Source organism: Sinisalibacter lacisalsi (assembly GCF_014640115.1).
In the GTDB taxonomy this organism is placed as follows: Bacteria; Pseudomonadota; Alphaproteobacteria; order Rhodobacterales; family Rhodobacteraceae; genus Sinisalibacter; species Sinisalibacter lacisalsi.
The window spans coordinates 229,677-242,129 of record NZ_BMGI01000002.1; the positions used below are offsets into that span (position 1 = coordinate 229,677).

Sequence of the window (12,453 nt, forward strand, 5' to 3'; positions counted from 1 at the left end):
ATCGTCAGGGTGGACGTGATGCGGATTCCCCGCATCACCCCCCAAGGCCAAAACGACGCGAGGGCACCGCGCCCCGAGCGACGCTGCGGCGTCTGCTTGGTCCGGGTCACCTCGCGCGAGACGGGAGGGATCATGTTCAAACATCTCATGGTGCCGGTCGATCTGGCGCATACCGAAAGCCTCGGTCATGCGCTCGACACCGCCGCCGACCTTGCCGCGCATTGGGGCGCGAAGGTGACTTACGTGGGCGTGGGCACCACGACGCCGGGCAAACTGGCGCACAACCCCAAGGAATTCGCGGAAAAACTCAAGGCCTTCGCCAAGGCGCAGGCCGTCGCTCACGCGATCGAAGCCGATGCCCATGCGACCATCGCCCACGATCCGACCACGGATGTCGACGACGTGCTGCTGCACGCCATCGACGAGATCGGCGCCGACCTCGTGGTGATGCAAAGCCACCTGCCCGGTCTGCTCGATTATGTCTGGCCGTCGAACGGCGGCAAGATCGCCGGTCACGCCAAGGCCTCGGTTCTGGTGGTGCGCGGCTGATCCGCGCGTCCGCAACGATAACAACGTCATTCCAGGGAGACCGGTATGAGTGACACCGACAACCAGGGCATTCCCGAACCAGAGGGACGTGCCGATATCATCGAGACCGATTACGAGATCGGTCAGGACAATCTAGAAACCAAGCTCGGTCCGTTCCGGATCGACATCCACAACCCCGTGTTCGCGATCTCCGGGATCGCCGTGATCCTGTTCGTCGCCATCGCGCTGATCTGGCCGGAAGGCGCACGCGATACCTTCCTGTCGATGCGCGACTTCGTGAAAAGCCAGTTCGACTGGTTTTTCCTGATGTCGGCCAATCTCTTCGTCATCTTCGCGCTGCTGCTGATCGTGTCCCCCTGGGGCTCGGTGCGGCTGGGTGGCACGGAGGCGACACCCGACTACAGCTACATTGCGTGGTTCTCGATGCTCTTCGCCGCCGGCATGGGCATCGGGCTGATGTTCTTCGGGGTGTTGGAACCGGTCTATTATTTCGGCACGCCGTGGGGCGATCAGCCTCTGGGCGGCGAACTCGGGATCGTCGATGGCGTCGTCGCCAGCGAGGCGGCCGTGGCCGAAGCCCGGCAGCGGGCGATGGCGGCCACGATCTTCCACTGGGGCCTGCACCCCTGGGCGATCTATGCCATCGTGGCGCTGGCGCTGGCTTTGTTCAGCTACAACAAGGGCCTGCCGCTCACCATCCGCTCGGCCTTCTACCCGATTCTCGGCGAACGGGTCTGGGGCGCCTGGGGCAACGCGATCGACACGATCGCCGCCTTCGCCACCCTGTTCGGTCTCGCCACCTCGCTCGGCATCGGCGCGACGCAGGTCGCCTCCGGTCTCACCGAGGTGTTCGGCTCGGGCGAGGCCGCGGACGGCACCCGCAACTTCCTCGGCTTCCTCTGGGGCAACGCGGATTCGAGCAGCGACAGCTCGTTGTTGCTGGTCCTGATCATCGCCTTCATCACCGCGATCGCGCTGGTCTCGGTGCTGCGCGGCCTCGATGGCGGGGTGAAGGTGCTGTCGGAGATCAACATGGGCTTCGCGGCGCTGCTGCTGGTGTTCGTGTTCCTCGTCGGCCCGTCGCTCGACATCATCGGCGATTTCTTCAAGGGGCTCATGGGCTATGCCCGCGATATCGTGCCGCTGTCGAACCCGGTCGGGCGTGAAGACACCGGCTTCCTGCATGGCTGGACCACCTTCTACTGGGCCTGGTGGATCTCCTGGTCACCCTTCGTGGGCATGTTCATCGCCCGCGTCAGCCGGGGCCGCACGGTGCGGGAATTCCTCATCGCCGTGCTGCTGGTGCCCTCGCTGGTCTGCGTGTTCTGGATGGCCACCTTTGGCGGCACCGCGATCAGCCAGGTGGTGGAAGGCGCGACCGAAAGCGGCGTTTTCCAGACCGTGATCGCCAATTACAGCCCCGAGCTTTCGCTCTTTGCGATGCTGGGTGAACTGCCGCTCGCCTCGATCACCTCGATGCTCGCCGTGGTTCTGGTGGTGGTGTTCTTCGTCACCTCGTCGGACTCCGGCAGCCTCGTGATCGACACGATCACCGCCGGCGGCAAGGTCGATGCGCCGGTCATCCAGCGGGTGTTCTGGTGCATCTTCGAGGGCGCCGTGGCCGCCGTGCTGCTCCTGGGCGCGGCCGGAACCGCGGGCCTCGACAGCCTGCAGGCGATGGTGATCTCCACGGGTCTGTTCTTCACCGTGGTGTTGCTGGTGATGTGCTTTTCGATCCTGAAGGGCCTGATCAGCGAGAAGCGCAGCCACTGAAGCCGCGCACAGGCGTGAATGACCCGGCCCCGGCGCGCAAGCGTCGGGGCCGGATGCCGTTGGGCAGGTGCTTGACGCCCCCGGGCTTTGGCGTGATCGTGCCGCCATGACATTGAACACGACATGGGTGCGGGGCCAGTTCCCCGCTTTCGCCGAGCCGTCCCTCGCGGGGCAGGCCTTTTTCGAAAACGCCGGCGGCAGCTATGCCTGCGGGCCGGTGATCGACCGGCTCACGCGGTTCTATCGCAGCCGCAAGGTGCAGCCCTACGCGCCTTACGAGGCCAGCCGGCTGGGCGGCGCCGAGATGGACGAGGCGCGCGCCCGGCTCGCCACCATGCTCGGGGTGGAGACCGACGAGCTTTCCTTCGGCCCCTCGACCACGCAGAACACCTATGTTCTGGCCCGTGCCTTCGCCGGGGCGATGCAGCCCGGCGAGGCGATCGTGGTGAGTAATCAGGATCACGAGGCCAATTCCGGCCCGTGGCGGCGGCTGGCGGAGGAGGGTATCGAGATCCGCGAATGGCGGATCGACCCCGACACCGGCCACCTCGACCCCGAGGCGCTGGAGCCGCTGCTCGACGAGAAGGTGCGGCTCGTGGTTTTCCCGCATGTCTCCAACGTGGTCGGCGAGGTCAACGACGTGGCCACGATCACCGCGATGGCCCAGTCGGCCGGCGCCTTCGTCTGCGTCGACGGGGTGAGCTACGCGCCGCACGGGCTGCCCGACGTGGGCGCGCTCGGCCCCGATATCTACCTGTTCTCGGCCTACAAGACCTACGGCCCCCACCAGGGGCTGATGGTGATCCGCCGCGCGCTTGGCGAGTGGCTGCCGAACCAGGCGCATCATTTCAACGCCGACGTGCTCTACAAACGCTTCACCCCGGCGGGGCCCGACCACGCGCAGGTGGCGGCGAGCGCGGGCATCGCCGACTACATCGAGGCGCTCTCGGCCCATCATGGCGGCCCGGCCCACGGCGCGGCGGCGGCGCGCCGCGCGCATGACCTGATGCGGGGGCACGAAACCGCGCTGCTCCAGCCGCTGCTCGATTACCTCTCGGCGCGCAACGATGTGCGCCTGCTCGGCCCCAACCGGGCCGAAATCCGCGCGCCGACGGTGGCGCTGGAACTGGCCGTGCCCGGTGCCGGTGTTGCCGCGGCGCTGGCGCTCGAAGGGATCATGGCGGGCGGCGGGGATTTCTACGCCGTGCGCCCGCTGGAAGCGATGGGGGTGGACCTCGACAAGGGCGTGCTGCGGCTCTCCTTCGTGCATTACACCAACGAGACCGAGGTGCAGCACCTCATCGCGGCGCTCGACAAGGCTTTGTGATCCAAGGCGAAACCTTCGGCGTATCGGGTGCATGACCGATACAGCACCGATCCTTCTGTGGTTGCGCCGCGATCTGCGGCTGGCCGACCACCCCGCCCTCGACGCCGCCGCCCGCAGCGGCCGGCCGGTGATCCCGGTGTTCATCCGCGACGACAGCGTCGACAACCTCGGCGCGGCGGCGAAGTTCCGTCTTGGCCTGTCGGTTGCGGCACTGGGCAAGGAACTGGCCGACCACGGCAGCCGGCTGGTGCTGCGCAGCGGCCCGGCGTCGGCGGTGCTCGACGCGCTGGTCGACGAGACCGGCGCCGGGGCGGTGCACTGGTCGCGGCTCTACGACCCCGAGGCCATCGTGCGCGACAGCGCGGTGAAGGCGGCGCTGAAGGCGCGCGGCGTGGCGGCCGAGAGCTTCCCCGGCCACGTGTTGTTCGAGCCGTGGACGGTGGAGACGGGGCAGGGCGGGCCCTACCGGGTCTATTCGCCGTTCTGGCGCGGGGTGCGCGGGCGCGAACCGGGGGAGCCACTTGCCCGCCCCGGTCGCCTGCCGGCGCCGGAGGCCTGGCCCGGGGGCGAACGGCTGGCCGACTGGCGGCTGGGCGCGGCGATGAACCGGGGGGCCGAGGTGGTCGCCGCCCATGCCCGCCCGGGCGAGGCCGCCGCCGCCGACCGGTTGGCGGAGTTCATCGAGGAGAAGGCGCAAGACTACAAGGCGAAGCGCGATTTTCCGGGAGTCGACGCCACCTCCAACCTGTCGGAAAATCTTACCTACGGTGAAATCAGCCCGCGGCAGATCTGGGCCGCTGGCCAGCGCGCGATGGAGGAGGGCAAGGCCGGGGCCGAGCATTTCCTGAAAGAGCTGGTCTGGCGCGAGTTCGCCTATCACCTGATGTTCCACACCCCCGGGATCCTCACCGGCAACTGGCGCCCGGAGTGGGACGCCTTCCCGTGGAACACCGACGAGGATGCGCCCGAGGTCGTGGCATGGAAACAGGGCCGCACCGGCGAGCCCTTTGTCGATGCCGCGATGCGCGAGATGCACGTGACCGGGCGGATGCACAACCGCGCCCGGATGATCGCCGCGAGCTACCTCACCAAGCACCTGATGACGCACTGGAAGATCGGGCGCGACTGGTTCGCGGACCATCTCACCGACTGGGACGTGGCAGCGAACGCCATGGGCTGGCAATGGGTGGCGGGCTCGGGGCCGGATGCCGCCCCCTATTTCCGGGTCTTCAACCCGGCGACGCAGCTGGAGAAGTTCGACCCCGCCGGCGCCTATCGCCGCGCCTGGATCGCCGAGGGGCAGGCCCGCCCGCCAGCCACTGCGCGCGCCTATTTCGACGCGGTGCCGCGGGCCTGGGGGCTTTCGCCCGAGATGGCCTACCCGGCACCGGTGGTCGACCTCGCGCAGGGCCGGGCGCGGGCGCTCGCGGCCTTTGATGCGCGGGCGAAATAACCCAAGCCCCCTTGCGCCCGGGGCGCGGGGGTTCGACAATGCCGGGCATGGCCCTCCTTCCGGGGGGCGTGACGACGGAGTGCGTTCATGCCCACGATGGCACGTCTCGTCGCCGCCCTGTTGCTGGCGGCGCTCGGCTGGTTCACCGCCGATCTCGTGAAGCCCTATCTGCCCGAGGCGCGGCCGGTTGGCCTGTTCTCGCCGATCTCGGCGGCGATCGGGTTCGGCGTTGGCTGGATCTTCACCGGCCGCAAGCTGCACGGCGGCGCCGGCTCGGCGGCGGGGATCGGGCTTTCCAGCGCGGCGCTGCTGGTGTTCTGGGTGATCTTCGTCTTCGCCGGATACGACATGCTGGAGCGCGCCCTGCGCAAATCCTACGACGGGCCGATGGAGGGGCTGGTGGATGTGTTCGCCATCGGGCTCGACCATGCCATCCTCGCCGCCCAGGTGGAGGTGATCGCGGTGCTGGTGCTGGGCGGGCTGGTGGTCGGCACGGTGACGCAATGGGTGGCGGCGAGGTTCCGGTGAGCGCACCATTGTTTCTTTATGGCACGCTGTGTCATGCGCCGCTGCGCGAGGTGGTGCTGGGGCTTGGCCACCTGGTGCGCGAGGCGGCGCTGCCGGGCTACCGGGTGCATTGGGCCGAGGGCGGCGATTACCCGGTGATCGTGCCGGGCGCGGGGCAAGCGACGGGGCTTCTCGTCGAGGGGCTCGACGCCGAGGCCCGGGCCCGGGCCGACCTGTTCGAACGCGGCTTCGGCTACGAACTGCGCGAGGTGTCGGTCGAGGTCGAGGGCGGCGGGGCGGTGGCGGCCCTCGCCTACATGCCCGAGGTGGAAATGGCGCCTGGCCCGGCCTGGGACCTCGCGTCATGGGTCGAGAACTGGGGCGCGATCTGGGTGGATGCGGCGCGCGAGGCGCTGGCCGGCGATCACGACGCCGCGGCGCTGGCCCGGCGCTGGCCGATGATGAAGCTGCGCGCCGCCACCCGCCTGCGCGCCGCCCGCGCCCCCGGCGCCGTCCTGCGCGCCGACCACACCGCGGCGCGCGATGTCGAGGTGATCCGCGCGCGCCACCCCTACACCGAGTATTTCGCCCTCGAAGACCACGACCTGCGGTTCCGCCGCTTCGACGGCACGATGAGCGCGCCGGTGCGCCGGGCGGGGTTCATCGGCGGCGACGCGGCGACGGTGCTGCCCTACGACCCCGAACTCGACGCGGTGCTGGTGGTGGAACAATTCCGCGCCGGCCCGTTCCTGCGCGGCGACCCCTGGCCCTGGACGCTGGAGCCGATCGCCGGGCGGATCGACCCCGGCGAGAGCGTCGACCAGGCGCTCCGGCGCGAGGCGCGCGAGGAGGCGGGGCTGAAGCTCGGCCGCCTGCACCACGTCGCCGACTACTACCCGACCCCCGGCGCGGTGAGCGAGTTCCTGTTCTCCTTCGTCGGCGAGGCCCGGCTTTCGGGCCGCGGCGGCGAGATCGGCGGGGCGGACCACGAGGACGAGGACATCCGCGCCCACGTGCTGCCGTTCGAAACCCTGATGCGGCTGATCTCCAGCGGCGAAGCCGGCACCGGCCCGCTTGTGCTCACGGCGTTCTGGCTGGCGGCGAACCGGGGGCGGTTGCGGGGGTAGGGGGTGCGCAGGGAGCAATGCGCAGTTATCGCCATCGCCTCTTCTTCCGCTCACGTTTGATTTTCCTGGGAAGGTTTTTAGCCGGACCGGGCGCAAATTTGGATTCTAAGCCTTGTCGTGCTTCGGCGGCGTCAGGGAATAATTCGATTAGACGATCAACCGCACCGACAAGCAAGCCGTTACAAAACTCGAGCACCATGCATAAGGCATCGCGGTCAAAGTCGTTCTCCAGCCCGGTCCCTCGGCCGTTGGGCTCAATTTGGTAAAACGTGAATGATAGAACGTGCGTGTATTGCGACAGGAAATTCCAGAAAAAATCAAAATCGGATTGGTTGATTTCCAGATTAGAGATTACTTCTTTCTGAGGGGTAATCATTAGCCATTTCCCGGCAAGAAGCTCTTTCTTGAGCTTTGGGTCCAAACTGGCGAAGTAACCGATCCCTTCAAGCCTAGCCTTAATCTCCGTTGCTTGCTTCTGAAAACCATCAATATCTTCGTCCGAAAGCACATGTGGCAGGATCTTGATCCGCTTCATGCAGTCATAAAGGTGCATCACTTGCACATAAGCTCTCTGGGTGTCCAAATCGTCGGGGGCGTCAGCAAGATAACGGAAAAGGAGGTAGCCCTCCAAAATTGAGCGCGCGTGTGAAGCGACTGTGGAGACGTCCCAAATATCAAATTCACGCCTGACCCAGCGCGATTTTGGTGCGGCACACATCATAGCTTGCGCATGCGCGCATACCCTTGTGAATACGTGGGTGGAATATCCGACGGCAGGGGCTTCAAATCGTTCCGCACACGCTTGACTTACGGCTATTGCTTCGCAGACTGCGGCGTCAAATGCTTGTAAGCGTTCCCTGTAGTCTTGAGCGCTAAACGTTCCACTTGGCTTTTCGTGCGTCTCAAGGCTAACGACCATCCACTTTCATCCAATTCTTGCTTTAATGTGCTCTGCACCGCAGAGGAGACGATTTGGCAATACTGATCAAGACTCTGTATTGAACCCTGCGAGCAGCATAGTCATACCAAAGACTCTCCGCGTGAACTCAAAGCTGACAGCCTCCTGCAACGCACATGCATTCGCTCTGGGGACCAGAGCGGTCATTGATTTCGCCATTGCGAACTTACAGATCGTCCTGGATCTTAGCAGTTCGAGACCTGCGCTGTGAAGGTCGACTATCGCTGGCTCAGATCAAGGGCTGAATGTCGCGTTTGGGCTGACAGTACGCTGTCCCCCCCCCCTCACGCGCGCGTTGCTTGAGTTCGCCCCGTGCCGGGCCTACACAGGGGAAAACCGGCGGAAAGGCAGTTCGATGACGATGGCAAGTGATCTCTCCCAGTTGATCGGCAACACGCCACTGGTGCGGCTGCGCGCGGCGTCGGAGGCGACGGGCTGCGAGATCTGGGGCAAGGCGGAGTTCATGAACCCCGGCCAGTCGGTGAAGGACCGCGCCGCGCTGTGGATCATCCGCGACGCCATCGCGCGGGGCGAGCTGGCGCCGGGCGGCACCATCGTCGAGGGCACCGCCGGCAACACCGGCATCGGGCTGGCGCTCGTCGGGGCGTCGATGGGGTTCAGGACCGTGATCGTGATCCCCGACACCCAGAGCCAGGAGAAGAAAGACATGATCCGGCTCGCGGGCGCCCAGCTTGTCGAGGTGCCGGCGCGGCCCTACCGCAACCCCAACAACTTCGTGCGCTATTCCGAGCGGCTGGCGAAGGAACTGGCGAAGACCGAGCCGAACGGCGCGATCTGGGCCAACCAGTTCGACAATGTCGCCAACCGGCAGGCCCATGTCGAGACCACCGGCCCGGAAATCTGGGAACAGACCGGCGGCAAGGTGGACGGCTTCATCTGCGCCGTGGGCTCGGGCGGCACGCTCGCGGGCGTGGCGATGGCGCTGCAGCCCAAGGGCGTGAAGATCGGCATCAGCGACCCGATGGGCGCGGGGCTCTACAGCTACTACACCACCGGCCAGATCGCCATGGAGGGCGGCTCGATCGCGGAAGGCATCGGCCAGGTGCGGATCACGAAGAACCTCGAAGGCCTCACCCCCGACTTCGCCTGCCAGGTGCCCGACGAGGAAGCCTTGCCCTACATCTTCGATCTGGTGGAATCCGAGGGCCTCGTGCTCGGCGGCTCTTCCGGCATCAACATCGCCGGGGCGGTGCGGATGGCGCGCGAGATGGGGCCGGGGCACACCATCGTCACCGTGCTGTGCGATTACGGCACGCGCTACCAGTCGAAACTGTTCAACCCCGATTTCCTGCGCGAGAAGGGCCTGCCGCTGCCGGGCTGGCTCACCCGCGCGCCCGCGGATATCCCGCAGGTTTTCGAAGACGCCGAATGAAGCCGGTCCGCGCCCTTCTTGCCGCGCTGCTGGCGCTGGCGCTGAGTGCCACCCCCGGCGAGATACGGGCCCAGCAGGCCGATGTGGCGCCGGCGCCGGCGCCGGCCGCTCCCGTCAGCGCGCCGGAAGAGGCCGTCGACTACCGCAGCTGGGAGATGGTCGCCGAACGGGCCGAGCGCGCGCTGGAGGCGGGACGGGCCTCGAACCAGGCGCTCGAAGCCCTGCGCAGCGAGCTGGTGAGCTGGCGAGACCGGTTCGCGGGCGCGCGCAGCGAAAACCAGGTGCGGATCAACACGCTGAAAACCCAGATCTCGACGCTCGGGCCGCCGCCGGCCGAAGGCGGCAGCGAACCGGCCGTGATCACCACCCGGCGCGCCGAGTTGCAGGCGCAGCTCGAGGAGCTGGAGGCCCCCGTGAAGGCGGCGGAACTTGCCCATGCCCGGGCCGGGGCGCTGATCGCGACGGTCGACCAGACCCTGCGCGCGCGCCAGACCGACGCGCTCCTGGCGATCGGCCCGACGCCGCTCAACCCGGCGCACTGGCCGGGCGCGATCGAGGACGCCACGCTCACGCTCAAACTGGCCTGGCGCGGCGTGCTCGCGACCTTCCGCACCGAAACCCAGCGCGCCGCGCTGCGCCAGAACCTGCCCGCGGCGCTGCTGCTGCTTGTCATCGCCATCGTGCTGCTCGCGCGCGGCCGGGTCTGGGTGATGCGGGTGCGCTCGCGGCTGGGCGCGCGCGCCACCGGGCCGGGGCGTGGAGTGTGGGATTTCCTGCTGTCGCTGGGGCAGGTGGCGGCGCCGCTCGCCGGGGTCTACGCGCTGGTTGAGGCGCTGCGCCAGGCCGGGATTCTGGGGCTGCGCGCGCAGGTGATCGTCGAGCAACTGCCGCTGCTCGGGGTCGCGCTCTTCGTGGCGCACTGGCTCGGCAACCGGCTGTTTGGCCAGGTCGGCGGTGAATCCGCGATCCTGAACCTGCCCGAGGGCACGCGCTCGGAGGGCCGGTTCGAGGTGGCGACGCTGGGCTTGCTGTTCGGTCTGTCGATGCTGCTGGGGCGGGTGGCGGAGTATGAATCCTATTCCGATGCCACCCGCGCGGTGCTGTCTTTCCCTGTCGTCGCCTTCGCCGGGTTCCTGCTTTTCCGGCTTGGCCAGTTGCTGCGCAACCATGCCCGGGCCGAGGCGCTGGACGCCGAGGATGGCGCGGGCTTCATGGCGCGCACGCTGTCGCTCGCGGGGCTTGCCCTGATCCTGCTTGGCCTCCTGGGGCCGCTGGCGGCAGCGGTGGGCTATGCCCGGCTTGCCGACAGTTTCGTGTTTCCCACCGTGCTCACCGCCGGGCTCGTCGGCGGGCTGCTGGTGCTGCACCGGTTCTTCATCGACCTGCACGGCATGGTCTTCAAGGTCGGCGAGGAGCAATCGGGCGAGGCGCTGCTCCCGGTGCTGGCCTCGCTGGTGGTGACGGCCTTCGGGATTCCGGTCTTCGCGCTGATCTGGGGTGCGCGGACCACCGACCTGACCGAGATCTGGCGGCGCATCGGCGAGGGCGTGACGCTCGGCGAAACGGTGATCTCGCCGGGCGACATCGTTACTTTCGGGCTGGTGTTCGCCATCGGTTTCGCCGCCACCCGGCTGGTGCAGGGCACGCTCAAGACCACCGTGCTGCCGAAGACAAAGATCGACGTCGGCGGCCAGACCGCGATCGTTTCCGGGCTCGGGTATGTCGGGATCTTCCTCGCCGCGGTGTTCGCCATCACCTCCGCCGGGATCGACCTCTCCTCGCTCGCCATCGTCGCCGGTGCGCTCTCGGTCGGCATCGGTTTCGGTCTGCAGAACATCGTGTCGAACTTCGTCTCGGGAATCATCCTGCTGATCGAGCGGCCGATCAGCGAGGGCGACTGGATCGAGGTCGGCGGGCAGATGGGTTACGTGCGCGACATCTCGGTGCGCTCCACCCGGATCGAAACCTTCGACCGGACCGACGTGATCCTGCCGAACTCCGACCTGATCTCGGGCGTGGTGACGAACTACACCCGCGGCAATCTCACCGGCCGGGTGATCGTGCCGGTGGGCGTGGCCTACGGGTCCGATACCAAACGCGTGGAGGCGATCCTGCGCGAGGTGGCCGAAAACCATCCGCTGGTGGCGATCACCCCGCCGCCGACGGTGCTGTTCAGCGGCTTCGGCGCCGACAGCCTCGATTTCGAGATCCGCGCAATCCTGCGGGATGTGAACTTCGTCTTGTCGGTGCGCAGCGACATGAACCACGAGATCGCGCGCCGCTTCGCCGAGGAGGGCATCGAAATTCCCTTCGCGCAGCGCGATATCTGGCTGCGCAACCCCGAGGTGCTGGCTGCCGGTGCCACCGCCCCCAAGCCGCCGAAGAAGGCCGGGAAGGGCGCGGTGGAGACCGACGCCGAACGCGCCGGGGCGCATCTCGACGAGTCGGAAATCGCCGAGGCGCTCGGGTCCGAGGAGGGCGACGACTGAAGCCGCGCAACGCCGTCGCCTTGCGCGTCTTGCCAGAGTAACGGCCAGCTCACGGAACCCACAGCTGGGGCCGACGATCCGCCGGCCCCAGCGATCTTATGCTGACTCGACCGACGGGCCGTCGTCACCAGCGTGGCCCATCAAGGCTTCAATCGTTCGGCTTAAGTTCCGGAGGCTCCTCGTCTGCGGGTTCAGAATCGCCGTTGAAGCCATTCTCAAAGTCATCATTTGGCAGCTTGCCGTTCTCGCGCGGGGCACCCGTGCCACCCGGCTCGACCCGCGGCCAGGTTCCGCAGCTGTCGTAGACTTCCGGCAGCCGCTCGGTCATCGTCTGCGCCACGGCGGGGCAGGTGGCCGCGAGGCCCTCGATCAGGGGCTCGAAGAAGAGCTGGCGGTGGCCCAGTTCGCACAGCATCTCGCCGGGCAGGGTTCCATTCGCCACCGCGTAGCCCTGCCAGTTGATCTCGCAGAGTTTTTCCGGGCAGGTCTTGGCCATCTCCATCGTCGTGTGAGTCAGCAGATCCTGGTCTTTCAACGCGAGGAGAAGTTGCCCGGTCGCCGGGCTGGTCCAGTCCCAGGTGCAGATGTCTGTCGGCACGGTGAAGGTGGTTTGCGCCGACAAGGCCCCGCCCGAGGCGATCAGTGCCGCCACGGCAAGTGCGGAGACGGTTGTGGCCGTTTTGCATGTGTTTCTGTAGGAGCGTTTCATCGATCAATCCTCCCAACTTGATGACGGGACGGCAGGCAATCCTCCATCCCTTGTTATCACTAACAAACCATGGCTCAGAGGAACATGATTTGGGTCAAACCGCGCACCGAAAAGCGCGGTGACCGGCCCCGCCCGGCGCGCTTCGGTGCGATCCATCTGCGGCGCAGT

General features: G+C 67.1%; 10 protein-coding genes. 8 read left to right on the forward strand and 2 right to left on the reverse strand.

The window, feature by feature from the left end; all coding sequences use genetic code 11:
- The first annotated feature begins 132 nt into the window (after positions 1 to 132).
- The 6 genes from IEW01_RS06945 (at position 133) to IEW01_RS06970 (ending at position 6,736) form a co-directional block, all read left to right on the forward strand.
- The gene (locus tag IEW01_RS06945; protein WP_188526896.1) at positions 133 to 549 is read left to right on the forward strand and encodes a universal stress protein; all 417 of its coding nucleotides are present in this window, start codon (positions 133 to 135) and stop codon (positions 547 to 549) included.
- A 45-nt stretch (positions 550 to 594) separates the two neighbouring features.
- Positions 595 to 2,322 carry a BCCT family transporter gene (locus IEW01_RS06950; protein WP_188526897.1) on the forward strand — a complete coding sequence of 576 codons (1,728 nt, stop codon included), beginning with the start codon at positions 595 to 597 and terminating at the stop codon, positions 2,320 to 2,322.
- A 106-nt stretch (positions 2,323 to 2,428) separates the two neighbouring features.
- On the forward strand, positions 2,429 to 3,649 hold the full coding sequence (locus tag IEW01_RS06955) for an aminotransferase class V-fold PLP-dependent enzyme (RefSeq protein WP_188526898.1): 1,221 nt from the start codon (positions 2,429 to 2,431) through the stop codon (positions 3,647 to 3,649).
- Between the two features lie 31 nt (positions 3,650 to 3,680).
- Positions 3,681 to 5,102 (forward strand): cryptochrome/photolyase family protein, encoded by a 1,422-nt coding sequence (locus IEW01_RS06960; RefSeq protein ID WP_188526899.1) that lies wholly within the window; start codon positions 3,681 to 3,683, stop codon positions 5,100 to 5,102.
- 87 nt (positions 5,103 to 5,189) lie between these two features.
- The gene (locus tag IEW01_RS06965; protein WP_188526900.1) at positions 5,190 to 5,630 is read left to right on the forward strand and encodes a TrgA family protein; all 441 of its coding nucleotides are present in this window, start codon (positions 5,190 to 5,192) and stop codon (positions 5,628 to 5,630) included.
- Positions 5,627 to 6,736, forward strand: coding sequence for a gamma-glutamylcyclotransferase (locus IEW01_RS06970; protein WP_188526901.1), 1,110 nt, complete (start codon positions 5,627 to 5,629; stop codon positions 6,734 to 6,736). Before IEW01_RS06965 ends, IEW01_RS06970 begins: the two co-directional genes overlap by 4 nt.
- Before the next feature lie 25 nt (positions 6,737 to 6,761).
- Here the strand turns inward: IEW01_RS06970 and IEW01_RS06975 are convergent, their stop codons facing one another.
- Positions 6,762 to 7,655 (reverse strand): DUF5677 domain-containing protein, encoded by an 894-nt coding sequence (locus IEW01_RS06975; protein ID WP_188526902.1) that lies wholly within the window; start codon positions 7,653 to 7,655, stop codon positions 6,762 to 6,764.
- Positions 7,656 to 8,049: 394 nt separating this feature from the next.
- On the opposite strand from IEW01_RS06975, the gene IEW01_RS06980 reads away from it, so the two are divergent.
- Positions 8,050 to 9,087, forward strand: coding sequence for a cysteine synthase A (locus IEW01_RS06980; protein ID WP_188526903.1), 1,038 nt, complete (start codon positions 8,050 to 8,052; stop codon positions 9,085 to 9,087).
- Complete coding sequence (locus tag IEW01_RS06985) at positions 9,084 to 11,576, forward strand: DUF3772 domain-containing protein (RefSeq protein ID WP_188526904.1); 2,493 nt, start codon at positions 9,084 to 9,086, stop codon at positions 11,574 to 11,576. The genes IEW01_RS06980 and IEW01_RS06985 overlap by 4 nt, the downstream gene beginning before the upstream one ends.
- 148 nt (positions 11,577 to 11,724) lie before the next feature.
- Here IEW01_RS06985 and IEW01_RS06990 read toward each other — a convergent pair whose 3' ends face one another.
- Positions 11,725 to 12,285, reverse strand: coding sequence for a hypothetical protein (locus IEW01_RS06990; RefSeq protein WP_188526905.1), 561 nt, complete (start codon positions 12,283 to 12,285; stop codon positions 11,725 to 11,727).
- Positions 12,286 to 12,453 lie beyond the last annotated feature (168 nt).